The organism is uncultured Fibrobacter sp. (assembly GCF_937877005.1).
Classification (GTDB): Bacteria; Fibrobacterota; Fibrobacteria; order Fibrobacterales; family Fibrobacteraceae; genus Fibrobacter.
Window position 1 is genome coordinate 1 of the sequence record NZ_CALEFV010000124.1, and the last position, 26,018, is coordinate 26,018.

General features: G+C 50.8%; 19 protein-coding genes and 2 tRNA genes. 16 read left to right on the forward strand and 5 right to left on the reverse strand.

What is annotated here, in order from left to right:
• Positions 1-155: 155 nt before the first annotated feature.
• Positions 156-878, forward strand: a complete 723-nt coding sequence (locus tag Q0628_RS06085) for a hypothetical protein (protein WP_298769148.1) — start codon at positions 156-158, stop codon at positions 876-878.
• 74 nt (positions 879-952) lie between these two features.
• Positions 953-1,026, forward strand: a tRNA-Pro gene (locus Q0628_RS06090).
• A 31-nt stretch (positions 1,027-1,057) separates the two neighbouring features.
• On the opposite strand, the gene Q0628_RS06095 is transcribed toward Q0628_RS06090, so the two are convergent.
• Together Q0628_RS06095 and Q0628_RS06100 are read right to left on the reverse strand one after the other, a co-directional pair.
• Positions 1,058-2,800 (reverse strand): diguanylate cyclase, encoded by a 1,743-nt coding sequence (locus Q0628_RS06095; RefSeq protein WP_298769150.1) that lies wholly within the window; start codon positions 2,798-2,800, stop codon positions 1,058-1,060.
• A gap of 18 nt (positions 2,801-2,818) precedes the next feature.
• Positions 2,819-4,342 (reverse strand): extracellular solute-binding protein, encoded by a 1,524-nt coding sequence (locus Q0628_RS06100; RefSeq protein ID WP_298769152.1) that lies wholly within the window; start codon positions 4,340-4,342, stop codon positions 2,819-2,821.
• Between the two features lie 268 nt (positions 4,343-4,610).
• On the opposite strand from Q0628_RS06100, the gene Q0628_RS06105 reads away from it, so the two are divergent.
• From Q0628_RS06105 to Q0628_RS06125, 5 genes are all read left to right on the forward strand, one after another.
• Positions 4,611-5,048, forward strand: a complete 438-nt coding sequence (locus Q0628_RS06105; protein ID WP_298769154.1) for a DUF3332 family protein — start codon at positions 4,611-4,613, stop codon at positions 5,046-5,048.
• An 84-nt stretch (positions 5,049-5,132) separates the two neighbouring features.
• On the forward strand, positions 5,133-5,837 hold the full coding sequence (locus tag Q0628_RS06110) for a tetratricopeptide repeat protein (RefSeq protein WP_298769156.1): 705 nt from the start codon (positions 5,133-5,135) through the stop codon (positions 5,835-5,837).
• Positions 5,834-7,000, forward strand: coding sequence for a protein kinase (locus Q0628_RS06115; RefSeq protein ID WP_298769158.1), 1,167 nt, complete (start codon positions 5,834-5,836; stop codon positions 6,998-7,000). The genes Q0628_RS06110 and Q0628_RS06115 overlap by 4 nt, the downstream gene beginning before the upstream one ends.
• Before the next feature lie 35 nt (positions 7,001-7,035).
• A complete protein-coding gene (locus tag Q0628_RS06120) occupies positions 7,036-8,490 on the forward strand; it encodes a sigma-54 dependent transcriptional regulator (protein WP_298769160.1) in 1,455 nt (484 codons plus the stop codon).
• Between the two features lie 70 nt (positions 8,491-8,560).
• Positions 8,561-8,983: a hypothetical protein gene (locus tag Q0628_RS06125; RefSeq protein ID WP_298769162.1), complete on the forward strand. Its 423-nt coding sequence runs from the start codon at positions 8,561-8,563 to the stop codon at positions 8,981-8,983.
• Between the two features lie 55 nt (positions 8,984-9,038).
• Here Q0628_RS06125 and Q0628_RS06130 read toward each other — a convergent pair.
• Positions 9,039-9,111, reverse strand: a tRNA-Ala gene (locus Q0628_RS06130).
• A 122-nt stretch (positions 9,112-9,233) separates the two neighbouring features.
• Here Q0628_RS06130 and uvrA point away from each other — a divergent pair.
• From uvrA to Q0628_RS06145, 3 genes are all read left to right on the forward strand, one after another.
• Complete coding sequence (gene uvrA, locus Q0628_RS06135; RefSeq protein ID WP_298769164.1) at positions 9,234-14,546, forward strand: excinuclease ABC subunit UvrA; 5,313 nt, start codon at positions 9,234-9,236, stop codon at positions 14,544-14,546.
• A gap of 69 nt (positions 14,547-14,615) precedes the next feature.
• Positions 14,616-16,856, forward strand: coding sequence for an SUMF1/EgtB/PvdO family nonheme iron enzyme (locus Q0628_RS06140; protein ID WP_298769166.1), 2,241 nt, complete (start codon positions 14,616-14,618; stop codon positions 16,854-16,856).
• Positions 16,856-17,461, forward strand: a complete 606-nt coding sequence (locus Q0628_RS06145) for a hypothetical protein (RefSeq protein ID WP_298769168.1) — start codon at positions 16,856-16,858, stop codon at positions 17,459-17,461. The genes Q0628_RS06140 and Q0628_RS06145 overlap by 1 nt, the downstream gene beginning before the upstream one ends.
• A gap of 45 nt (positions 17,462-17,506) precedes the next feature.
• Here Q0628_RS06145 and ychF read toward each other — a convergent pair whose 3' ends face one another.
• Positions 17,507-18,604, reverse strand: coding sequence for a redox-regulated ATPase YchF (gene ychF, locus Q0628_RS06150; RefSeq protein WP_298769170.1), 1,098 nt, complete (start codon positions 18,602-18,604; stop codon positions 17,507-17,509).
• Positions 18,605-18,719: 115 nt separating this feature from the next.
• On the opposite strand from ychF, the gene Q0628_RS06155 reads away from it, so the two are divergent.
• Together Q0628_RS06155 and Q0628_RS06160 are read left to right on the forward strand one after the other, a co-directional pair.
• Positions 18,720-19,922 carry a hypothetical protein gene (locus Q0628_RS06155; RefSeq protein WP_298769172.1) on the forward strand — a complete coding sequence of 401 codons (1,203 nt, stop codon included), beginning with the start codon at positions 18,720-18,722 and terminating at the stop codon, positions 19,920-19,922.
• A 56-nt stretch (positions 19,923-19,978) separates the two neighbouring features.
• The gene (locus tag Q0628_RS06160; RefSeq protein WP_298769174.1) at positions 19,979-21,052 is read left to right on the forward strand and encodes a hypothetical protein; all 1,074 of its coding nucleotides are present in this window, start codon (positions 19,979-19,981) and stop codon (positions 21,050-21,052) included.
• A gap of 3 nt (positions 21,053-21,055) precedes the next feature.
• Here the strand turns inward: Q0628_RS06160 and Q0628_RS06165 are convergent, their stop codons facing one another.
• Positions 21,056-21,967, reverse strand: a complete 912-nt coding sequence (locus tag Q0628_RS06165) for a tyrosine-type recombinase/integrase (RefSeq protein WP_298769176.1) — start codon at positions 21,965-21,967, stop codon at positions 21,056-21,058.
• Between the two features lie 136 nt (positions 21,968-22,103).
• Here Q0628_RS06165 and Q0628_RS06170 point away from each other — a divergent pair, with 136 nt between their 5' ends.
• The 4 genes from Q0628_RS06170 to Q0628_RS06185 all read left to right on the forward strand — a co-directional run bounded on the left by Q0628_RS06170 (position 22,104) and on the right by Q0628_RS06185 (position 26,005).
• The gene (locus tag Q0628_RS06170; RefSeq protein ID WP_298769178.1) at positions 22,104-23,267 is read left to right on the forward strand and encodes a hypothetical protein; all 1,164 of its coding nucleotides are present in this window, start codon (positions 22,104-22,106) and stop codon (positions 23,265-23,267) included.
• A 55-nt stretch (positions 23,268-23,322) separates the two neighbouring features.
• A complete protein-coding gene (locus tag Q0628_RS06175) occupies positions 23,323-23,964 on the forward strand; it encodes an STAS domain-containing protein (RefSeq protein WP_298769180.1) in 642 nt (213 codons plus the stop codon).
• Positions 23,965-24,072: 108 nt separating this feature from the next.
• Positions 24,073-24,891 carry a M23 family metallopeptidase gene (locus Q0628_RS06180; protein WP_298769182.1) on the forward strand — a complete coding sequence of 273 codons (819 nt, stop codon included), beginning with the start codon at positions 24,073-24,075 and terminating at the stop codon, positions 24,889-24,891.
• A gap of 13 nt (positions 24,892-24,904) precedes the next feature.
• Complete coding sequence (locus Q0628_RS06185; protein ID WP_298769184.1) at positions 24,905-26,005, forward strand: hypothetical protein; 1,101 nt, start codon at positions 24,905-24,907, stop codon at positions 26,003-26,005.
• Positions 26,006-26,018: the final 13 nt, after the last annotated feature.

Below are 26,018 nucleotides of genomic sequence, written 5' to 3' on the forward strand. Positions count from 1 at the left end.
CGCGTCTAGATTCCGTCATTCTAGGGCCCACCTTGCTCGCTGTCTTGGTCTCTGCCGTTCTGTCTTTCTTTGCAAGATTCCGAAAATGAGGATTGCGGCGCTGCGGAAAACCGAAAGGTGTTCAATCAGATGAATGGTTTTTGTATATTGTAGGCATGAATTTTAAGAAATTTTTGTTTGCTGCTATAGCTCTTTCGACCGCGGCCATGGCCGACGATGTCATCCGTTTTGTCCCGGAAGTATATCCTATCGGCTATATGGACCAGGGCGATGTCAAGCACATTGTTCTCAAGGGCGCTAATACGACAGCTAAGGAAATTGTCCTGGAGAATGTCATGGGGCAGGGTGTTGGAATGTCCAACTTCAAGTATCCACAAAAGATCGCTCCGAATGGTACCGTTACAATCGAGTTTGATTTTGACTGTGCTAATATGGAGGGACCGATTAATCCGGTCGTCGTCCTTGTCGATACCACCGGTAAGCCCTATACCGCAAATATGGACGGAATCGTGAGGGTCCCGTTTTTCTTTGGCGAAAAAATGTTTGATGCAGGGTATTATGCCAAGGGCGAAAAACGCGAATGGACATTTTATGTTTGGGGGACCGATAAAAAGGAACGCCCTGACTTGACTCTGGATGCTGAATCGGCCAAGCAGTTTTCGATGTCTGCGAAGCCCGTGATGCTGAATGTCGATAAGCTTGACAAAATCAAGGAAGGAGGCAAGGTTCCTGGTCTCAAGATTACGCTTATGACAAAGGGACTTACTCGCGAGGGTTGGGAACTCAAGCAGCAGAGTCTCCGGAAAATCGTGAGCTTTAAGAGTAAAAAGTACCCGAAGGCAACTCCTGAAGTGCTGATTGTTGGGTACTGGAAGTAAAAATTTGGCTTTTTTAGGCCCTTGACCTTGCAAAAAAGCCCGTTTTTAGCTAATTTTGACCCACCATGAACCAACGGGATGTAGCTCAGCCTGGTAGAGCGCTTGAATGGGGTTCAAGAGGTCGCTGATTCGAATTCAGTCATCCCGATAAAAACAGCCTAGTTCGCTAGGCTGTTTTTTTAATCTTCAGAAGCTTTCTTTTGTGTCGCCTGTTCTAGTGCAGCGGCTGCATAGTCCTCGCTGGTAATCCATTCGGGCTTCCATACGACGACGCGGTTCCTGCCGCTTTCCTTGCCCTGGTATAAGGCCTTGTCCGCCATCTGGATACTGTGCTCTGCACCAAGTTTTTCATCGAATCGTGCGACGCCAAGGGTTATGGTAATCTTGATGGTGAAATCTGCATAGTGAACAGTCATCTGTTCGATTTTTTTACGGAAACGCTCGGCGACGGTAGCCGCTCCATCCAGGTCGGTCTCGGGCAGGAGCGTTAGGAATTCCTCGCCACCGTAACGGGCGAAGACGTCATACTTGCGCAAAAGGCCCCGAATTGTCTGTGCGACCGCTTTCAGGATCTCGTCACCGCAGGCATGGCCGTAAGTGTCATTGATGTTCTTGAAGTGGTCAATGTCGATAAAGATAAAGCAGAAGGGCTTGTTTGTGCGCTGAGAACGCCCAACTTCGTGGGCGATGGTCTCGTTCATTTCGCGACGGTTGGGAAGCTGCGTTAGTTCGTCCGTCTTGGATATCAGGTCGAGCTTTTTGTTGGCCTGTTCCAATTCCTTGGTCCGTTCGCGAACTTCCTGTTCAAGCATATCGCGATGCGCGTTTAGTTCGTTAATCTGACGCTTGATTGTTGCGTGCATCTGGTTGAACGCCTTTCCGAGTAGGCCAATTTCGTCGGCTCTCTTTCCGATGTTGAATTCTTCGACATCGATTTGTCCGTTTGAAATTTTCTTGATGTGTCCGATAAGCCTGTTCAGGGGAACTCCAAGTATCAGGAACATCCAGGCGGCGATAATCAGGATGACGAGAATGGAAACAATGAGGATGACGATGCTTGCCTGGTTGGCTGAGGATACCAGCTGGTCAATTTCTTCTTTTGGCTGGAAGGCGAATATGGCGAAGTCGTAGTTGGAATCGTAATTGTAGTTGATAAGGTATTTCTTGCCGTCTTCCAGAGTCTGGAAACGGGGTTTCTTGACCTGGAGATTTTTCGGATCGTCTGTGATGCCCAGTTCAGATATCTTATGGATGTCGCCGAGCCAACGCTTTAAGTCCGGATGGTATAGGATTTCGCCCTGACTGTTTATGGCGACAAGGAATCCGTTCTTGCCGATTTTGTAGTTCGGGAAGATTGTCCAAAGACGCCTCAGGGAGAAGTTGGAAACCAGACTTCCGTCTCCTGTAGCGCGATTAGAAATGTTGATTCCGAATAGGCGCTTCGGAGGAGAATCCTTTGAGTCCCTGAACCAGGGTGTCATGTAGGGCCGGTGTGGCGTAATTCTCGAAAATTCAATGGGATACGAGGATTCCATGGGAAGTCCCACCATCGAATTATCACATACGAAGTTGTTGTCCTTGTCGTATAGCGTGACTGTTTCGCCCGAAATGAACAGCGAAGAGATGTTGTAGCTTTTCAGGTAGCTTGCCGCAACGGTCGGATCCATGCTCTGAATTTCAGATGTTTTCGCCAACAGCGAGAGCCTGTCGCCAAACTGTTTCATTTCGTTTGTCGCAAATACGGCAATCTGCTTGAGCTGGGATTCGTTGTTGTTGTAGCTCCATTCCAACATCAGGTTGGACTGCTTGTTGTTGAAAAGAAAAATACTGCCCGTAACGACAAGCGTCATAGAGATAATCAACAGGGAAATTACCCTGAAGATGATGCTGCTTGAAAATTTTTTGAGCGCCCTTGCAGTCATGATTCTCGAAAGTCTTGATTAGTTCTTCCTTTTTCTGAGGAAGGCGAAGAGGAAACCGATAATCAGGAATACGCCGAACACGAAGGGGGTGATGTTGCGCGGTTTTTCCGCTGCAGTGTCGTTTGTCGCCTTGTTGGTGTCGTGATCAATCTCTTCGTTAATGATCTTGTTTGTCTTATTCCAGGCTTCCTTGAATTCGGCAAGAGTCATGAGGTTCGTTGTCGGGTAGTTTAGCTTCTTGTCGATATTGATGGTGTACTCCTTGAAAATTTCGTAGAGTTTGTCCTCGGAGAACATCGAAGGAATTTCCATTTGTTCCCAAACGGTACTGAACATGCCGACGAATAGCTGTTCTAGTTCACCCCATTCAGGAATGGCCTCGTAGGTGCGTCCAGTTTCGAGGGCCTTGACAAGTTCATTGTATTCTTCATCGGCGGACCAGGCCTGCAGGACCTTTTTGGAACTCGGCAGGAAACCAATCTGCTTGGTGTAGGCGTCCAGGTTTTCGTCGTCGATCAGGAATAGGAGAAGGTCCAGAGCCTCTTTTCGGTTGTTTGTTGCGGGAATGGCGAGGTTGGATCCACCGATAAAGCTTACGCTTCCGGTGCTTCCTCTGGGGATGGGGATAACCATGACGCTGTCGCTTCCGATACGGGCGTTGGATAGTCCACCCTGGTTTCCGTGGATGCGAGTCTGCATCACGATTTCGGATGTGCTGACGATAAAGGCCAGTTCTCCATTGTTGAATTGCTGGGCGATTTGAGCTGTGTTGGTGTGAAGCGCTTCGGGGGCGACTAGGGTGTCTTGGATGAAATACAGGTAGTTGGCAATACCGACCAGGGTCTTCTCGTTGAGAATGTTGGCGTGCCATTTGCCGTCGGTATTTTTGGCAATGAATGACCCTCCGTTGCTCCAAATCCACGGTGCAAAGTTGTGCGGAATGTTCCAGTCGCTTTTGCCGGGAAAGGCGAATCCGCGAATATGGGCGCCATCGTCAAGTACTTCATTCTTTGCGTTGATTTTACGAATGGCTTCCGCGAAACCCTTGTAGTCCGCGATGTCGTTTCTCGAAATGCCGTTTTCCTTAAGGATTCGCTTATTTGCGAGTACCGGACGGATGTCGATAAACCAGGGAACGGAGTAAATGGTTGTGTCGTCGTCAATATGGGTCGTGTTCCAGCTGACAGGAACGAACCGATCGGGCTGAATGTCCTTGAGGTGGTCATTTAGTGGCTTGATCTCGTGACGGGAGGCGAAATAGGGAATCCACGTGGTTCCCAGCTGCAAGACGTCGGGAGCCTGCTGCTTACCGGCCAAGGCGGATGAAATTCGGTTCCAGGCCTCACCCCAGTCGAGAACCTGTACTTCGGTCGGAATACCTGTCTTTTTAGTAAAAAACTCTAGCCTCTGTTCTAGCTTCTCCTGGGGAGAAGCTCCGTTAGGCATAATCCAAACAGTCAAGGGCTTGGGGGCTGCAAAACTAAATACCGCTGCGAGAAGGCTCGATGCAATGACGACCTTTGTATTACCCAAACATCCCATTTTAACTCCTTACTCTATACATAGATATGTCTTTATATAAATACACATCTCTCAAAATAACAAAAAAACGCTAAAATGGAAAAAAAAAGATGTTTTTTTTGCTTTTTGGGGCCGTTTTGCGCCTTTTGGGTGCTATTTGGTTAAGGAAGATGTGTGATTAAAGTCATGCTTAAATTTTTTTTGATTAGAATGCCACAAAAGAAAAAAATATTATTTATATTTTTCATGTCGAACAAAAAACGACATTTCAATCCTTAAGGAGTAAAAAATGAAAAAAGGTATCGTAACCCTTCTCTGTGCAGGCATGATCGTTCTTTCCGGCTGCTATGGCAAGAACGCTTGCTTCAACAAACTTCACGACTGGAACGGCACTCTTGGCAACAAGTGGCTCAACTCCATCGTTCACTTCTTCCTGAACATCTTCCCGGTCTACATGATCTGCTTGGGCTTGATCGACGGCCTCGTCCTCAACACCATCGAATTCTGGACTGGCTCCAACCCGCTCGCTTCTGGCGACTCCTACTATGAAAAGGATGCCCAGGGCAACGAAATCGCCGCTGTCAAGAACGCCGATGGTTCTATGTCCGTTGAGCTGACCACTGCTAAGGGCGAAAAGGCCTCCATGACTCTCCAGCGCGATGAAAACGTCGTCCGCGCTCTGGATGCCGAAGGCAACGTGGTTGCTCAGTACGAAATTGCTAAGTAATTCTCTGGATTACTAGAGTTTCTGGAACCCCGGCTTTATGTCGGGGTTTCTTTTTTTTTTGATTTTTTATATATATTTATCATCATGTTGGAACGCTCTTGTCGCTTGACTGTCATTGCTTTAGCGTTGTTGCTAGCTGCCTGTGTCGAAACGGATATAAGGCGTGGAAATGACGCACTGCGTATTGGCGACTATGAACGTGCTGTAACGAATTTTTCCAAGGCGCTGGATGCCGAACCCGCTCACAGGGACGCTCGTTACGGGCTTGCCCTCTCGTATTACGCAATGGCAGAGGAGTCTGAGCGTCTACATAGTTCTACCTTTGACCTCTGGAGCCGGACGGCGCGTGAATTCCGCATTCTATCGGATATAGACAGTTCCGGCCGTATTGACGCCAACTACTCAACCTGTCTTTTCTATTTGGCCCGCGCAACGATGACCGAAAAATCGGGGGTGAATGTCTTGCCGATATTGGATCATTCGATTCAACTGGATAGTCTAAACTTTTTCAGCTATAACCTCAAGGGATTGATCCTCGGCAACCGCGGTGATACCGAGGGTGTTGAGCAGGCGAAGAAGATATTTATACATATAGTGACCCGCAAGCCGCAGTTTATCTCGGCCTATGTGAATCTTGGGAACTTGTATTGGGAACATGGTGATGTTGAATCGGCTTGGGATGCATGGTCTGCGGGGCTGGAACGGGCACCGGAGAATCAGTCTCTAATTTATTGGACGCATGTTGCAGAGGATTCCTTGAAGGCGATGGTCCTTTCGGGTAGACTATGAGTGCGGAAAACTCTATTCTAGATCGAGCCTTTTCTTGCCGTCGGCTCCATGGTGGCGGCGAAGCCGATATTTATGTCATCTCCGAGGGCGAAAGTGAGTTTGTTCTAAAGTGGTATCGCAAAAATGCGGCCTTTGATAGCTTGCTGGTGGAAAAGTTGGCTCGCCTTCGTATACCTGGAATTTATCGGGTTCGAGAATCGTCGACCCGCGATGGAAAACCATACCTTGTCTATGATTATGTCAAGGGAGTCAGTTCTTTGGAACTGGGGAAAATTCCCGTAGTGGTTGCGTTGTGCATGCTTCGCTCGGTTGCGAACACCCTGCTGTCGCTCGATACCGAGGGAATTCATCATGGCGACCTGAATCCTGCCAATGTGCTATTGAGTATGTCGGGGAAAAAAACAGATTTTCCGCTTCAGACGACATTGGTTGATTTTGGAATTCTGGGGCCTGGGGTCCCTGCCTATGCTGCTCCTGAGCGTTTTCAGGGGAAGTCTGCCACGACATCGAGCGACTTGTTTAGCTTGGGGATGCTGCTGTACCGCTGGGTTATGGGAGATGATTTAATTCTCGCGTCGGGGTACGATGAATTTTTAGCCCAGAGCTTAAAGATTGACTCTATCGATATCGATAAGAAGTTGTATGAATCCGGAAGTTTTTCCGCTAATGAGATTGCTGCATTGAGCCCGTTGTGGAGATCCCTTTTGCGTTTCGATGCCGGAGATCGTTGTGAGGATTTCGATGAGCTTGGAGAACTTATTGAGATTGCTCTCGACACTTTGGGGGTGGGTGAGGTAAAGGCTTCTTCGGAGGCCATGGAGTTTGCGGAAATCCGTTTAGAAGAAAAAGCGGGACGAAATGTTTCGGAGACATCCTCGGAAGTTTCAGAAACCGCTTTTCCGTACAAAAAACAAGGGGTGACTCGGCCAAAAAAAAGATTGAAATACTGCATTTTGGCTGTTTTTGGACTTATATTAATCCTGATAGTATTATTTGTGGTTGCTGGAACAAAAAGTTCTAGCATCGACGAAACGGGCGACTTGCTGTTGGAACGGTCAAGGAATTTGGAATCTGCAACGATGGAATCGGAAAACGGACATGAGATGCGGGATACGATGCCATCGACAATTCTCATGGATTTGCCGATTCCTGCATCGGATTGATTTTGCCTGCGACATAATGTTTTGAGAGGATTGTCATGAAGTCTGAATCCATGCTGGCTACTGAAAAAATGCTTGATGTCGTTAGGACATTGCTGGACGAGGTGCAGCCCGAGTCCTTGTTTGTCAAGATTCTTGAAGTCGCAAAGGGCGTACTGCATGCCGATGCGGCGGTCCTGGATATTGCGGGCGAGACCCCGTTGCATTTGTGCAATCCGGAACAGGTCTCCATTTCTATTTCGGCAATTAAGCAAGCGAAGTCCGAAAAGAGGGCGGTTGTCTGGAATCAGCTGGACGATGATTCGGCCGATCTTTCGAAATCCATTGTGCAGAACCAGCTTACCAGTATCATGGTATCCCCGTTTCGTACGCCAGATAGTGAAGCGGGCTACTTGTACCTGCAGCGTGCTGCCCGAGAAGAGCCTTTTACCGAGGATGATAGCAGCCTTTTTGATGCTTTCGTGAATGTTTGCGAAAAGTTCGCTTTTGCGGCTTATGACCGCTTGCGTGACAAGGAGTCGCTTGATGTCCTGAAGAATGTGGTTCGTAAGGGCGATATCGTGTATTCTAGCAAGCAGATGGCCGATTTGGTTGTCCTTGCCGACAAGTTAGCGCTTTTGCCGATGCCTGTGATTATTCGCGGAGAGACTGGTACGGGTAAGGAAGTCATTGCCAAGTATATCCATAACCACAGCCCTCGCGCCGAAAAGCCTTTTGTGGCCGTGAACTGTGGCGCCATTCCCGAACACCTGATGGAATCGCTTCTGTTTGGACATGCGAAGGGGTCGTTTACCGGGGCAATCGAGAACCGCAAGGGCTTTTTTGAAGAGGCTGACGGCGGAACGATTTTCCTCGATGAAATTGGCGAACTGCCCATGAACATGCAGGTTAAGTTATTGCGCGTTTTGCAGGAAAAGCATATTACGCGTGTAGGGGACAATAGGGAGATTCCTGTGAATGTGCGTGTCATTAGCGCTACTCATGTGAACCTTGAGGAGGCGGTAAAGGAAAAACGTTTTAGGGAAGACCTCTATTTCCGTATTCAGGTGATGCCGATTTTTGTTCCGCCTCTGCGAGAACGCGGTCAGGATGTCGTGCTTTTGGCAGAAGATTTTTTGACCCGCTATGGAGCGGAATATGGCCGTGGAAAATATCATCTGAGTCGCAATACGGAAAAGGCCTTGCTAAGCTATCACTGGCCGGGTAATGTGCGTGAACTTGAAAACAAGATTCAGAAGGCGCTGATCCAGGCGGTGCACGGAGTGGTGCAACCCAAGGATCTAGGACTGGATGATGTGCAGAGCCAGGCGAAGGAGTCGCCCCGTACGCTCAAGGAAGCGCGTGAAGAGGTGGAGCGCGAGGTCATTGGTCGAGCGCTCCGCGATAGCAATGCAAATTTGACTCTTGCGGCGACGATTCTTGGCATAGATCGCAAGGTCCTGCGCGAAATTATGGAACGGCTGGGCCTGAAGAAAGAGGAATACAAGAGGTAATTGGCTTTGGATTTATCTATATTTGAAAAGCCTAAGGAATAAGTGGCACGGAATTTGCTTTAGAACGAGTATGAATACGAAAGAACTCATATCGATTTTGCTGATGGCGACGGCCTGTTCCATGGCTGCCCCGTCTTCGGAGCATCCGGAGTCTTCTGTACCTACTCCCGTCGAAAATGGTGAAATTTCGAGGGATATGCCGGATTTAGGCGACAAGGAGAATGCAGATTGGCAGAGATTGCGTGCAGAGCGTCGTGCGGCGCGTGAGCAGATTATATCCGACTTACGAAATAGCACTGCCGCAGAGAAGCGGAATCTTCGCCAAGAGGTCGTGAAAAAACGGGACGAAAGAACCCGCTTTGATGGTAATGTCCCGAAAAATCAGCCGCGTGAAGGACGCCCTTTCTATGAACGGCCGGATCCCCATTCCATGCCCCCGATGCGAGGCAAGCCGAATTCTCCGTCCGAAGGGAATCGTAATAATCGTCAATAAGAGTTTTTGAGGAATTTGTAAAAAAAAGCCAGAACGTCGTTCTGGCCTTTTCTTATGGAGATAGTGGGAGTCGAACCCATGACCTACAGATTGCGAACCTGTCGCTCTACCAACTGAGCTATATCCCCATGTTGTAGGTGGCGGTAATATAGATTTTGCGGACGGAATTGGCAAGTCGTGACCCGGTAAAAAAAGATATTGTTGAGTGCGATTGCTTGAAAAATATACATTTGTTCACTATATTTGGTGCATGACCAAGTCTATTGAAATCCGCGACGCGCACGAACATAATTTACGCCATGTGAACCTTTCTATTCCCCGCGATTCCATCGTGGTGGTGACCGGCGTTTCCGGTTCGGGCAAGTCGAGCCTTGCCTTCGATACGGTGTTCCAGGAGGGCCAGCGGCGTTTTGTGGAGTCGCTCTCGGCGTACGCGCGCCAGTTCATTGGCCGCATGAAGCACCCCGAGGTGGAGAGCGTGCGCGGCATTTCGCCGACGATTTCGATTGACCAGAAGACGGTGAACCGCAACCCGCGTTCCACTGTGGGTACGGTGGTCGAGATCTTGGACCATTACCGCTTGCTTTTTGCGCGCTTGGGCGTGCCGCACTGCCCCGATTGCGGGCGCGTGATCCAGGCGCAGACGGTGGACCAGATTGTTGATAATTTGTACGTGAGTGACGAGGGCAAGCAGATTACGGTGATGGCGCCGATTGTGCAGGAGCGCAAGGGCGAATACCGCAAGGAACTGGCCGAACTCAAGGAAAACGGATTTGTGCGTGCCCGTGTGGACGGGACGATTTACAGGCTTGAAGAAGTGCCTGCGCTGGTGCGTTACGAGAAGCATACGATTGAAGCGGTGATTGACCGCTTGACGCTGGAACGCAAGAACATGAGCCGCCTGCGCGAGGCGCTGGAAGGCGCGCTGAAATTGACCGACGGGAAGCTGGTGAGTTTCTTGCTAGCTGCGGCTGGTTCTGCAGGTGCGGGGGATGCGTCGCAGTCTGGAAATGCGCCGGCCAAGGAAGAATACCGCTTGCAGGGCACTTTGCTCGCTTGCCCCAAGTGCGGAATTTCTATTCCGGAACTGGAACCGCGGTTCTTCAGCTTTAACGACCCGAAGGGACGTTGCCCCGCCTGTAAGGGTATGGGCGAAAGCTACAAGTTCGACTTGGACCTGATTATTCCGGACAAGACGAAGTCCATCAAGGAAGGCTGCATCGCGACCATCAAGAAGGACGACGGTACGCTGATTTTTAGCGACTTTGGCCGCCGCAACTTGAGGAACATTGCAAATGAGATGCATTTTTCGCTGGATACGCCGTGGAACAAGCTCAAGAAGGCGCAACAGGATGCCGTCTTGTACGGCACGCCGAGCGAATCGGAACGCGGGATTATCCCGATTATGCAGGAACTGTGGGACATGTGGCATATTTACCACTTCCGCAAGTACATGCAGATAGGCATTTGCCCCGAATGCCACGGCACGCGCATCAACCGCACGGCGAATGCGGTCACGTTCCATGGCGTGAATCTGACCGAGATGACGGAATGGTCCGTCGAGAAGTCGGTGGAATTTTTCAATAAGATTGACTTGTCCGAAAAGGAAAAGCGAATCGGCAAGGAGATTCTGAAAGAAATCCGCGGGCGTTTGAGTTTTCTGAATGCGGTGGGGCTGGGGTACTTGACCATCAACCGCAAGGCGTCCACGCTTTCGGGCGGTGAAGCGCAGCGAATCAGGCTTGCAAGTGCCGTGGGCGCCGGCCTGCAGGGCGTGCTTTACGTGCTTGACGAGCCGAGCATCGGGCTCCACCCCCGCGATAACGATAAGCTGCTCGGGATGCTGGAACATTTGCGCGCGCAGGGCAACTCTCTGATTATCGTGGAACACGACGAAGACACCATGCGCCATGCGGACTGCGTGATTGACGTGGGGCCGGGTGCCGGCGTGGAAGGTGGTCGCGTGATTGCGGCAGGGACCGTCGAAGAACTCGAGAAGAACAAGGCGTCGCTGACGGGCGCGTACTTGAGCGGTCGTAAGGCCATCGAGATTCCCGAGAAACGAAAGAAGATTGACAAGAATACGCCGAAACTCAAGATTTGCGGTGCCGCTGAAAACAACCTCAAGAATATCGATGTGGAAATCCCGCTCGATGGCGCCTTGACTGTGGTGACGGGTGTTTCGGGCTCCGGCAAGAGTACGCTGATTAATCAGATTTTGCGCCGCGAACTGGCACGCGTGTTCTTTAATTCCGAAGAGCCGGTGGGCAAGTTTGACCATCTGGAAGGCCTTGAAAATATTGACAAGGTGATTGAAATCGACCAGACGCCCATCGGCCGCACCCCGCGAAGCAATCCGGCGACGTACACCAAGATTTGGGACGATATCCGCGACCTTTTCGCGAGTATGGAAGAAAGTAAGATTCGCGGTTATAGCAAGAGCCGTTTCAGCTTCAACGTGAAGGGCGGCCGCTGCGATGCCTGCGAAGGCGCGGGCGTGAAAATCGTGGACATGCACATTTTGCCGAGTGTGCAGGTGACTTGCGAAGTCTGCGGCGGCAAGCGCTTTAACGATGCCACGCGCGAAGTGTATTTCAAGGGCAAAAACGTCTCCGAAATTCTCGACATGAGCATTGCCGATGCGGCGGAATTCTTCAAGGATATTCCGAAGATTGCAGAACCGCTGAACTTGCTTGTGGAAGTGGGCCTCGGCTACCTTACTTTGGGCCAGCCTTCGACAACGCTGAGCGGGGGAGAGGCGCAGAGAATTAAAATTGCTTCTGAATTGCGCCGCCCGGGTACTGGAAAGACGCTTTACCTGCTCGACGAGCCGACGACGGGCTTGCACTTTGAAGATATCCGCAAGCTCATGGATTGCCTGAACCGCTTGCGCAGTCTCGGCAACAGCGTCGTGATTATCGAACACAATTTGGACGTGATCAAGTGCGCCGACTGGATTATCGACTTGGGCCCGGATGCGGGTATTCACGGCGGGCGAGTGATTGCGACGGGTACGCCGGAACAGATTGCAAAATGCAAGAAGTCGGAAACCGGTAAGTATCTCGCGCCGGTGCTTGCGAAAAAGCATGGTGAAAATCAGCATTTTGACCGTACGCTCAAGGGCGGCGAAGACTTGTCGCTGGATATCGAGGTGCATGGCGCCCGCAAGCACAACCTCAAGAACATCGACGTGACGATTCCGCGCCACAAGCTTACGGTGGTCACAGGCGTTTCGGGCTCCGGCAAATCGAGCCTTGCTTTCCATACGCTCTTTAGCGAAGGCCAGCGCCGCTTTGTGGAAACCTTGAGCACGTATGCTCGCCGCTTCCTCGGGCGTCCCGACCTCGGTAGCATCGATTCCATTTCGGGCTTGGCGCCGGCAATCGCCATCGACCAGAAGAGTGCGAGCAAGAGCCCGCGCTCTACGGTGGCGACCCTCACCGAAATCTATGACTACTTCCGCATTTTCTGGGCGAGGGTCGGCACCCCGCATTGCCTGAAATGCGGGAAGCCTGTGTCTTCGTACAGTGCGGGCGAACTGATGCAATACGCCTTCGACCGCGACTTGAACAAGAAGGTCACGGTTCTTGCCCCGTTCGAAATCAAGGACGTGCTCAAACTTTCGAAAATCCTCACTGAGAAGGGCTACCGCAAGGTTTACCTCGGCAACAAGCTGGTGGAACTCCCGCTGCCGAAAATCCCGACCCGCGAAAAGCAGTTGTTCGCTGTGGTCGATACGGTGGTGGTCAAGGAAGAAAACCGTGCCCGCTTGGTAGAAGCCTTTGAACGCGGCTACCGCGACGGCAATGGAATCCTGTATGTGGAAGACGAGAAGGGCGGTCGCTTGGCCTGCTCCGAAAAGCCGGGCTGCCCTGATTGTGGCTGGTACATGGATTCGGCGCTGAACCCGAAGCATTTCAGTTTCAATACGCACTGGGGCGCTTGCGAAACCTGTCTAGGCCTCGGTCATTTTAAGGACGGCGAAGTCTGCCCGGATTGCCACGGCGAACGTTTGAAACCGGAATATCTGGCGGTCCGCATCGGCGACAAGAACATCATGGACGTGAACCACATGAGCATCGCCCAGGCGCTCGAATGGTTCAGCAACGAAAACTTCAAACGCGACAACTTTAAGGGCGACAAGAATGCCGACGGCAAGATGACGGTCGCCGAACCGTTGCTCCGTGAAATTGTGGGGCGCCTCAACTTCTTGAAGGGCGTGGGCCTTGGCTACATCGGCCTCGATCGCGCGGGCGACACGCTCAGCGGTGGTGAATCCCAGCGCATTCGCCTCGCAAGCCAGATCGGTAGCGGCCTCGAAGGTGTGCTTTATGTGCTTGACGAACCTACGGTGGGCCTGCACGAAAGCGATACCGCCATGCTGCTCGATACGCTTTACCGCCTGCGCGACCTCGGTAATACGCTTGTAGTCGTGGAACACGACATGAAGATGATGCAGGCTGCCGACCACATTATCGATATGGGCCCGGCGGCGGGCGAGTTCGGCGGTGAAGTCGTCGCCGAAGGTTCTCCGGAACAGCTTTCCAAGCCTTACGCCTTGCAGCAGTTCCCGCGTAGCGAGACTGTCAAGTACCTCACGCATACCATCCCGATGGCGAACGAGATTGCGGCAAAACCCATTACCGATTCTACGGAGTTTTACGAGTTCGAAAAGCTCAAGCACAACAACTTGAAGAATTTGTCTGTAAAATTCCCGAAGGGCGCCATCAGTGTCGTTTGCGGCGTGTCGGGCTCGGGCAAGAGTTCCATGGTCATGGACGAAATCTACCCGCGCCTCAAGAGGAAATTCCAGGCCCGCGGTCGCAAAAAACAGAGCGGCGAAGTGTTGTTGGTGGACCAGAGCCCGATTTCAGGGACGCCTCGCAGCACGCCCGCCAGCTTCACGGGCGTGTTTGACGAAATCCGTAGGCTTTTCGCCAAATTGCCGCAAGCCAAGTTGAAGGGCTTCGATTATGGCCGCTTCAGTTACAACTTGGCCCGCGGCCGCTGCGAGGCCTGCGAAGGCCGCGGCGCCATCTCGGTCGAAATGCACTTCCTTTCGGACGTGTGGGAAGTCTGCGATGTCTGCGGCGGCAAGCGCTACAATCAAGAAACGCTTACCGTCACCTTTAAGGGTAAGAACATCGCCGACGTGCTCGACATGCGTGTCGCTGAAGCCTGCGAGTTCTTCAAGGACCAGCCGAAAATATTGCCGAAACTGGAATGCCTGCGCGATGTGGGCCTCCCGTATGTAAAGCTCGGCCAGTCCGTCACCACGCTCAGTGGCGGCGAATCGCAACGCCTCAAGTTGGCGGCGGAACTTGCCCGCAAGCCTGCCCAAGAAATGGTCTACCTGCTCGATGAACCGACTACTGGCCTCCACCTCAAGGATATCCAGATTCTCTGGAACATGCTCCGTAAACTCTCTGCCCGTGGCGATACGGTCATCGTTATCGAACACCACCCGGACATTATCCGGCTCGCCGACTGGAAGGTGGAATTGGGCCCCGTAGGGGGGTCGGAAGGGGGTCATTTGATCAAAATGGGGGCAAATGACTGGTAAAAAGGTTATCTTTATGTGAGAAAAAAGAAATGTTTTTTACATTTTTGAAGGTTGAAAACAGGAGATATTATGTCTTTTAAGCATTTACTTCCGCTTTTGCTCTTGATTCCGGCAGTAGTCTTTGCCGATAGTGACAAGAATTTCAAGGTGGCGCCGACGATGTTCAAGGAAGGAATTGCCATGCAGCCTATTGCCAACATGGCCATTTCCAAGAAGGAATCCATGATCCTTTCCGAGTCCCCGGAAATTCCGCTGCGCTCGAATATCTTGTACCTGCGTCATAAGAAGGGACCGAAGGAGTATTTTTGGTTTTCTGGTCCGGTAGAACAGGGTAATTTTCAGAAACTTCATGCGTTTAGCCTTGCGGATAATTATTTGAAGCCGGCCGAGGTCATGTTGATGCGCTTTTATGGTTCTCAAAAATCCCGCGCATTCCAGGATGAAAGCGATATTTACTTTGATAATGAGTATGTCTATTCTCCGCGCGTCCCGAAACTCTATTTCAAGAAAAATGGACAGTGGCAAGTGTTGCAGGAAACGGATCTTCCCGGTATTATTACGATTAACAAAAAGGACATTCGCAAACTCGATGTGACTTCCATTACGGTAAGAATGCAGGATGTACCGTCGAAACTTTACCCCATGAAGGCGGGCATGTATGCGTTTATCTTCTCTGCACCCGACTATCTGCCCTATGTGGATGCGGTTACTGTCGGTGAAGGCGCTTCGGTTACCCTAAAACCGAATATGGTTGTTGTCGATACGGCCGCCAAGGTCAAAACGACGACTTCTGTTACGATGGAAGCGGTGAATTCCGCAAAGAGCCTCGAAGAGACGGAAGAACTTTATGACAAGTTGACGGCAGATGTGCAGTCAACCGTCGCAACGGTCGATACGAATGAATTTGACAAGGTGTATCCGCCTCTTCGCAAACCTCTTGCTCTGGGAGTCTCTGGAGACGATGATGCCTACAGGACATATGAAAAGCGCTATCAGACGAAACGTGAAGAGGCCAAGCTTATTTGGCGTATGAGCAAGATGGGGACCGCGGGCATTGTCAACAAGGCTCTTCGCCGCAAGCTAGACAGCCTGCAGTCCTTGCCGCATCAGGTTTCCTTGGTTCCGACTAAGATCGAACCGGTTTACGAAGATGAGTCCTGTGCTGCAGCCCAGCCTGCACAGGATAAGTGTCCGCTAAAGGCTGTTCGCCTGGTTTTCGGCAAGGATAAAGAACGCTACGATGTTTCCTGGACCGGTAATGTCGAAGGCTATAGTGCCGATTCCCTTTATGCTCTGCTTACTTCGGGGGTTGCATCCCGTGCGTTGCTTGTACTTGAAAATAACAAGCCGGTTTGGATCTATAGTAACGAGGGCGTACTGACGGGTCGTCACCATTACCGTTATGTGAAGTTGAATCTTTCTGTGAACAGCCGTGATGTGAATAGCCATGGTGGATTTGAACTGCCCAACTATATCTTTGATGAAGCCGAAGTTCAGGAATGGCTGAACCGACCCGTAAAGGAAACTCCGCATAGAATTACGGAACCTGCGCTGGCCAAGACTAAGGTTGACGAGAGTCCGCTGATGGTGGATGTCGACATGAAGATTCCTCGAGTGGTTCGTGATAAGGAAAAAGGTAATGTCGCCCTAATTGATTCAGGGTCCTTCCGCTACAAGGGCAAGGTCGTGGCGATGTCCGGTTTCGGTATTCAGACGACTGAAGTGACCCAGCAACAGTTTAAGGAGGTGATGGCTCGCCTTGATTCAACCAAGCAGATTCCCGATAATTCAACCTTCAAGGGCCCGCGCATCCCGGTTCACAACATTAGCTGGGATAACGCATCGAAATTCTGTAAGCTCATCGGCGGCGATCTGCCGACGGAGGCTCAATGGGAATTTGCTGGCCGAGCAGACAATAACGAAGGAGCCTTATGGAATCTGGATGAGAATCCCGATCCGAGTATCTATGCTATCTACAAGAAGAATTCCTACGCACTTGGAAAGAAGAACCCTGGCTATGGTCCTCAGCCTGTAAGTAGCAAGAAGTCCAATGTCTGGGGCATGTTCGACATGTCGGGCAATGTCGCAGAATGGACTCGCGATACCTACTTTATGTTCTCCCTGTGGGTCGAAGATTCGAATCCCACGGGATCCATGTTCGGTCTGAACAAGGTGTACAAGGGCGGATCCTGGAAGGATAAGGAGTCGGCTTTGAATCTGACGGATCGCAACGACGAAGATCCGCGCTATTGGGCGGACTGGATTGGATTCCGCTGTGCATTCCCGAGAAATGTTTTTGAAGGTAAATAATGGAAAATAAGGACGCTCCCAAAAAGGAAATGTCTCATGGTGATCGCATGATGCGCCTGTTTAAGCGCTTTACCGCGATTCCGTACCTGTTGGTCATTTTTGCTTTACTGATGCCCTTGGCGAGTGTTTCCTGCAATGACGAAGTGGTTATTGCGGAACCGACTTTGTACGAACTGGCTTCGGGGCTTGATTTGGAGCAGGAACTTCGGGAACCCGCGTTGGGTGCACTCAAAAAAATGCAGGAAGGCAATCCGGCTGCTTTGGAAAAGTTCAAGGAGACAATGCCTGACTTTCCCAAGTTACGGGCCTTTCCACCCTTATACGCTATTCTGGTTGGCACTGTGGTTGCCGCTCTTTTTGCGCTATTTACTCCGCTTGGATCCATTACGATGGGTATGATTACCATGGTCGCAATGTGGTTTTTCCTGGCACAGATTGGACAGCTTAATTCTGCTTTGGGTATTCCCCTTATAAAGGTGGAACCTGGCGTCGGGATTCATGCGGCATCGTTCATGATTCTGATTGGCACGGCAATGAACATTGCCTCTATTATCCGGCCTATCGTCACTGAAATTAAGGCACGGCGCGCTGCGAAGAAGAAGTAAAAAAACTCGCCATAAGGCGAGTTTTTTCACATTTCACACAGCACACTACACATTAAACAAGAAGTACATGATGTCGCCATCCTGTACCACGTAGTCCTTGCCTTCGGTGCGGACAAGGCCTGCTTCCTTGGCGGCGTTCCAGCTGCCGTGCTTCAGGAAGTCTTCGTAGCTGAGAGTTTCGGCGCGAATAAAGCCGCGTTCGAAGTCGGTGTGAATCACGCCTGCGCACTGCGGGGCCTTGTAGCCGGCATGGAACGTCCAGGCGCGGCATTCCTTTTCGCCGGCGGTAAAGAAGGTGCGGAGTCCGAGGATTTCGTAACCCTTGCGCACCACGGCGTCGAGGCCCGATTCCTTCATGCCGAGTTCCTTCAAGAATTCGGCCTTCTCGTCGGGTTCCATGGCAGAAAGTTCTTCTTCGATCTTGCCGCTGATCATGATGACTTCGTGGCCATTTGCTGCAGCGTATTCCTTGAGCTTTTCCACATAGGCGTTGCCGGTCAAGATATCGTCTTCCTTGACATTGGCGCAGTAGAAGAGCGGCTTTGCGGTCAGCAGGGCCAAATCCTTGATAATCGCTTCCATCTCTTCGCTGTCGTGCATCACGGTGCGGGCGGCCTTGCCTTCCTGGAAGGCGTCGCGGAGCTTTTCGCAGGCGGCGAGACGGGCCTTGGCTTCGGCTCCACCCATGCGGGCGGCCTTCGCTTCGGTAGCGAGGCGCTTTTCGACCGAGTCGAGGTCCTTCAAGATCAGTTCGGTTTCGATAATTTCGACATCGCGGACCGGATCCACGGAACCGTGCACATGTACGATGTTTTCGTCGTCGAAGCAGCGGATGACTTCCATGATGGCTTCGCATTCACGGATGTGAGTCAGGAACTGGTTGCCGAGGCCTTCGCCCTGGGCTGCACCCTTTACAAGACCTGCAATGTCCACAAATTCTGTAACGGCAGGAACGATGGACTTCGGGTTGTAGACCTTGACCAGTTCGTCGAGGCGGCTGTCCGGAACGCTCACCATGCCCACGTTCGGTTCGATGGTGCAGAAGGGATAGTTCGCTGCTTCTGCGCCGGCGTTAGTAATGGCGTTAAAGATGGTGGACTTGCCCACGTTCGGGAGCCCTACGATGCCGCATTTAAAACCCATGATAATCTCCAGTTGTGAGCGGCTTTTGGCGCCGCCTGTTTTTTGCGATGTAAAGGTAGAAAAGTTTTGGTATTCGGCTCCGCTGATCTCGTTTTGATTACCTATATTTCAAACAATGCGTTACTTTAGTTTGACAGCACTATCTTTGGTATTTGCGATTTCTGCCTGCGTTTATGAACCGGAGCAGTTTGAGGCATCGGATGAAGATTCTTCCGGATCGAATTCGGGGATGATTTCGGAATTTGGGTCGCTCTTTGCCGTGAATGGAGGAAAGCAGATTTGTAATCCCTCGGTTTCGCAGGATACGCTAAATTATCCGGCGTCGATGTTGTGGCTCAACTTTGGTGGAAAACTGAACGTGAAGGCTCCGGATTCCGTTTATACGGTGGAAAAGGTCGTGCAGCATGATCGCCTTTCTGTGTCGGATACGTCAGGAAAGGTCCTTTGGTACTTGATGCGCGATACGGCTGCGGGGGATTGCCAGTTTCAGGATCCTGAATGGAGTACGCATCCGAATTTTATCGTAGCTTTGCGTGCTTTTGACACAAAGAGAAACAAGGCTTGCGAGAGTCTCGATTACGGCCTGTTTGCCGTGCGCATGATCGACAAGAAAAAGTTTTACTTCTACGAAAAGGATATTAGCGAATTTGCTACGCCGCACCTGTGGGTTGATCCGTCTGTCGTTCTAGCGGATTCAGTCAGTACCAGCAAGGCGGATTCTACGGTAGAGGGTTTCTTCGGCACAAAGCGGGTGCGTCTAGTGTATGTGAACAAGAAAGACCGTCTTGTGTTCGTAGATTTTGCTAATGGCGGAATTAAAAAGGCTATGACACTCAAGAAACCTTCGGAAGTCGAAGATTGGATGATGGACAGCCCGCTCATTTCTCCGGACGGCAATTTTGTGGTCTACAATATGATCAATTCGTCGATGACGGGTTGGAAGTCCTTTGTGCAGGAACTTTCCGAGGATGCGAAACCTGTAGAAATCGAAAAGACTTCGGACATGATATCGGAACCGGTACAACCGCATTGGTTTCAGTACGGGGCTCGATTGTTCGTGGAATGGACGGAATTTCCGCAGGGGTCCCAGTTTGTGAACAAGAACGATCTGACGGCATCTTCTGTGCAGAACGGTAGTGCGGGCCGTACGGCAATGCGCGAGATTTCGCTTGTCGCGGGTGCACCTGCTGATCTTGCCTTTGCATGGGTGGGCGATGTCCTCGAACTTGCTCCTGTACCTTTGATTGGTGGTCGCTCGCCCGATGGACGCTTTGTGGCGACCGGAACGAATAACGGCTATCTGCTTGAACTCCCGTGAGGTAACCGATGAAGAAAGACTTTATATACGGATCTTTTGCGGGTATCTTTTTTTGTGTGACGGCGTTTCTTTGTGGCGTGTATGCTCCGGTCGATGTTTCGACTCCGTGGGAGTCCATTGGCGGTTGTGGTGCAGGTGGCTCCGGAGGCGGTTCAGGCGATGGCATCAAGTGGATTGGTCAGGGCGTTTCAGGGGGGTATCTTGAAACGGAAGTCTTTACCAAGTATAGTGTCGGTCAGAATTTCTCGGCGTTGACCATGACTCCACACCTGTCAATCAAGCCAACCTGGTCAACCAAGTTGGGCGTGTCGATTCCGTGGATGAGCCATAGCGGCGAAGTGCAGTACCGAAGCAACCAGATTCCGACAGATCGCACCACGGGTGGCCTGGGCGACATTTCGTTTGACTTTAGCAAAACGATTGGTAGTGGTGGTGCCGCATCGCTTTCGGCAAGTCTCACTATTCCGACCGGTCAGTATGACATTAAGCGCGGAACCGATGCCTCCGAAGAAATTTTGCCGAGCAGCTTCCAGAAGGGTTCGGGCCTTTATTCGCTCACGCTTGGCTGGGACTACAGCCGCGATACCGATAAGGGGATCTGGCTCTATAGCCTCTCTTATACGCATCCTTTCGCCATGCATCTGATCTCAGGCGAGAATGAGTTCAACGATTCTTATTGGAAGGATATGGACCGTTCCGGAGATAGGTTCGAGTACCGTTTCAAACCTTATGGCGAAAATGATCTTGGTGCCTATACGCCCCCTTCTGTCGGTGGATCTGTCGCTTACGGTTATCGAGGCCGTCCGGGCATTGTACAGAGCTTCGGCGTGAACTTCTCGGTGCCGCTCGGTGTCGCATGGATCAACTCCGAAAAGGCGGGAACTTACGACCCCCGACCCGATCCCGATCATCAAGCCTGGTCAGTGGCGTTTGCCTACGGCATCGAGTTCTCGAATGCGGACTTCCCGGTGTTCCTTGCGGTCTCCGTGCCACTCCACGACAAGAGCAATGATGCTGATCCAAAGGATGAATATGACGAAAGCCCCATGCGGGAATGGAATGCTCCCGATTGGGATGATTTTCTTCAGCAGTGGACGATTGCCGTCGGTATCAAGGGAAGTTTCTTCTAAAAATTACGCGCGCGGGTGTGTTTTCTTGAAGGCGGCGCGCAGGCGTTCTGCATTTACATGCGTGTAGACTTGAGTGGTGGAAATGTTCGAATGCCCGAGCATCTCTTTGACGCTCATGATTTCGGCGCCGTTTTCGAGTAGGTGTGTGGCGAAGCTGTGCCGCAACACGTGCGGGCTCGCCTTGCCTTCCCAACCGATTTCACGCAGCAGGTGCTGGATGTCGTTCCGGAGCGTGCGGATTCCGAAGGGCTTTCCGTCGTCACTCAAAAAGACGAATCCCCTGGCAGAGGGAATATGTCCCGATTGCATCTGCATTTGCTTGTAATTTGCGATGCGTTCAACAAAACTTTCGGTGAGCGGTACGATACGCTCTTTGTTGCCCTTGCCGAGAACGCGTACCAGAAATTCCCTTTCGTTGATGCGGTCCCAGGTAAGGTTCTGACATTCTGAAATTCGCAAGCCCGAACCGTAGATGAGTTCCAGCAGCAGCCTCGCGCGTACTTGTGGAAGGGTCTCTTCCTCGAGATTCTTGAATTTGTTTTCGTCGAGATCCTTTTGCCCGAGAATACTGACGAGTCGCTTGGGACGCTTGGGCATAGGTACGTTTTCGGCGGGATTCTTTTCGGTAATCTTGCTCTTGACTAGGTACTTCCCGAAACTTTTTAGGGCGGCGAGGTGCTCGCAGATACTTGTCGGCGCAAGCTTCTGCTTCATCTTCAGGTCCCAGACAAATGTTTTTACCGTAGATTCAGAAAAAGCTGAAAGGTCGAAAATTGTTGCAGAATCTGAGGAAACTCCAAGATGCTCCATGTACTTTGCAAGCGACTTGCGGTAGGTGTCCACGGTGCGTGGTGAAAACCGTCGCCTGTTTTCCAGGTACAGCAGGTATTGCGCAATGTGTTCGGAAAGGTTCATGGATTCTCGTGGATTGCTGGTCTCTGATGCAAAAATAATCTATCTTGAGACTGAAAGTATGACGTCCGCAATTTTTTTTGACGCCTTTTTTAAATGGAACTGCCGTTTTTCTGCGGTGGTGTTTTATACTCTTGCCTTGGCATGTTCTGTTGTTGCCGCTGACCGCGTCGTAGGCGCAAATGCGACTTTGGACATAGAACCCTCTGCTCGTTCCGCCGCCCTCGGTTCTGCGACCATGGCGATTGATGGTGACTACTTGGGACTTGTTTCCAACCCGTACCAACTTGCAAATGTTCGTTATGGATGGGCTTCGTTTTCTCACACGGAATACTACGAAGATACCAAGTACGATTTTGCATCGGCAGTCGTTCCGCTAGGTGAAGGTCAGGGCCTCGGCATTTCCTTCTCGCGGTTTGGCGCTGACGACATCCCCTATACCAAGGAAGGGGAACCGCTCCCCGAAGGTTCCGACTACAATACGCTTTCGATTGCAGACTGGGTCTTTTCGGCTACGTTCGGTAAACGTCTCACGGACCGCCTGGAACTAGGTATCGGTTTTCATGGACTTTATCGAGAAATTGACCAGACTGGCTGGGGTTTTCGTGGCGATGCGGGGCTTCGTTACCGTATGGCTGACGAATTATTCATTTCGGGATTTCTGAAGGGCTGGACATCCTCGGCTGCGACTTGGGAGTCGGGTGAGTTTGAGTATTCCTCTCCTGAATTTTATCTGGCGGCGAGTTATGGCTTGCCGGTACCGTACCTATATGGAAAGTTGAACGCCTATTGGCAGGGTGCGGGATTGTTCCATCAGGAAGCCCGTGACCTGGATTTTGAAACGGACGAGGATGCTGGCGGTCGCATTTGGGAGGACCCGCTTGATTGGCTTTCGGGTGGTCGCGGTGGTCTGGAATACACATTTGATTTTGGACTCAGTCTGCGTGCGGGGCTCGGAAGCTTCACGACCTTTAAAAGCGTGACTGCGGGTGCAGGTCTTGTGATAGCGAAGTTCCTCAAGGTTGACTATGCCTTCGAGTCGCATCCGGTACTTTCTCGTGTCCATCGCGTGAGCATCAGTGTGAGCCCATACTTGTTCGCCCATGCACCGAAGGAGAGCCGTTCCGAGCCTGTTAGGCCGTCCGCGGTTCTGACCGAAGAATCGGAAGAAGAGGCAGAAGATGTCTATGAGCAGATGGAGCGTACGGAAGCTCCTGCAGAAAAAGAGGCTGAGCCCGCTAGGCCGGAAGAGCCGGTTCGCCCCAATAATGTCGTCGAAACGGATGATGAAATCCTAGAATAGGTTGTTTTTTTTGTGATGTATTTCACGTTGGCTTAATTTTGATTATATTTTCACCATGGCCCAGTTAAAGAACTATCGCGAAGTTGGAATTTTTGACTTGATTTCCGCCCCCCTGAACCCGATTGGGGCTTTTGATGCGGAACAGTTCAAAAAAGATGTGCGCGCCCTTTTGGATGAAAAGAGCGATGAACGGTTCTTGGCAGTCGATTTGATGGGGCTTGATTTCGTCTACAGCGATGCTTACAACGCCTTTATCCAGTTCCAGCAGGAAATGGTGAACCGCGGAGGATTGTTCGCCGTACTGACCAACAATAAGGTCATTGTAGATGGTCTGAAGAAGGCTGGCCTCGACAAGAGTATCAAGGTATTTGCGTTTGAAGCGGATATGATGTCGTTCTCGCTCCATGCGCAGGCTCCGGCTAAGGCCGAATCGGAAGAACCTTCCGAAGTGGTTGCCCCGGTGACATCGCAGAACAAGCGTGATGAAGAAGCTCCGATACAGCGTCTGGATCGTCGCACTGGCCAGCATCGTCGCTTTACCAAGAGCTTCAATGCCGTTTCTAAGGATAAGACTTTGACAAAGAAGGGACTGGATGTTCCGTTTGACGATGAGCCTTCTTCGGCTCGAACGGTGATTATCGTGATCCTGCTGTTATTGGCCGCCATAGGCGGTATCTTGGCGTTCTTCTACATTTAGTTCAAGATGCCCGTAGAGTTCCAGGAATATCGCGGGAAACGGAAACCAATTAATCAAAAGAAACGTTTTCCCTTGTTGCGGTTGCTGTTGGTTGCAATCGCTGCTTTTTTGGCCTATTGGTCTGGGCTTGCGTCCAAGATTGCGAATGCGCTTCCGCTTCCGGGGAGTGCCGATGATGTTCCGGCTGACAATTGGGACTTTCGCTGCAGGGCCTATAGTGGCAAACCTTTCGTTTTGCAAAACGGACTTTTTCAGTGCTCTTGGATTTTGGATGACTCGACCCATGTGTCGCACCTGCCCAATCCGTTTCTTCGGTATGTGGCGCAACTCCGTCGTGCCCCGAAGTCCAAGCTGCATTGGGTGACCCAATCGAAAGATTTTCGGAATGCAACCTTTGTGATGCATGAAGATAGCTCAACTTCGGTCTTCTTGCATTATATGAAAGAGGATTCTAGCTATGTCTGGGTCTCGAAAAATTCTGGATGCAGATTTCCGGGCGTATGTCCAAGATTGCCGCTAGAGTGGTCGTCTTTGCCGATTAGCGATGGGTTTGATTTCGAAGGGCAGGAATCGCTTTTGGCAATGGATGTGTTCCAGGGAATCGGTGAAGCGCCCATCTATCCAGTTTTGGCAGGAAAGGTTCTTGGCATTGGCAGGGATTCCGTAGGGTATTTTATTGAAATTGATCACGGTAATAACGTGACGAGCCGGTCGTCTGGCATGGGTTCGCTCGGAAAGGATTTTTCTGAGGGTGACTCAGTTGATATGGAAACGGTCTTGGGACGCTTTCCGCCCAAGGACAGCGCCGTGTTCTTTTTGACGGTGCGACTGAACGGCCAGTTTGTCCGCTGGGTGGATTTTTATGGATCGTCGCATCCGGTAATAGAAGATTCTTTGCGGGCTTTTGAAAAAAGGAACGGATTTTAATACCTTTGGCATTATGATTCTATGGTGGTTACTGATTGCCCTTGTGATGCTAGTCGGTTGCGAGAAGTCAAGCGATGGTCCGATTGATGTTTCCAATGACGAATTCAGTTCCGAAATAGATGGCTTTTTCAAGTCAGCTAGCTTGGATTCTGGAAAGACGATACACCTGCTAAATGATACCTTGTATCTGGATATGGGAAAAATGTGGTCTTTTTCGAATTGTGCACTTCGGTCTATCGACATTCTTGTGCGCAAGGAAGATTCGGTGCTTTGGATTGAACCGAGTCTGAAAGTTCGTGCGACTGAAGAAGATTGCCCCGCTCCTTATTATCGTCCGGATACGACGCTGAAAATACTGCTGTCTGAAAAAGATGCTGAAGGTGTTGGCCTTATCAAAGTCAAGAACGACATGGATTCCGTGCTGGATTCCATCCTGCTACGCCGTGGAAGTTTTTTCCTGGACACGTTCTATGTTTACATGGATTCGTCCTTTGCTCATCACGAGTCCATGCCTTTGCGCACTAAAGAAAAGAAAAAGGGAAAGACCGTTCCGACAATTATGCGTGTCCTGGATTCCCTGACGCCTCGCGTCTTTCTTTGGCGAACGCTGAAATCTACATGTACCCATCGTGTGGATATGTGCAAGTCCACTGTTGCCGACACGATTTATCCGAATAACTGGACTATTTCCGATACGAACCTGGTTCCGGTTCATTATTCCTGTGCGGATTCGGATTCCGTTTATTGCATCAATTCCAAGTGGGAAAACGATTCGACATCGCTTGGCCCGTTGCAGGAACGACACGATACCATTTGGCATTACAGCACCTACTATATGGAAATGATTCCGGAATGTGCGACTTTCAATTCGTTTGCTGTTGCAAGTTACGGTGTTGGAAATCGAGTCCGCTTTATTCGTGAGTACATGAAGCCAAACGAAACGGAAACAATCTGTGGACCTTCTTCGAAAAAGGACATGATGATTTATAATTTGTCGAATAACAGGATGGTCATTGATACAGATTCGACGGTCTCGGTCGATAGCCTGTATCAGATTTGGAAAAAAGCGACTGTTGCTCCCGATACTTTGATTGTTGATTCGACAAAAAAATAAAGAGAGCTGGTTT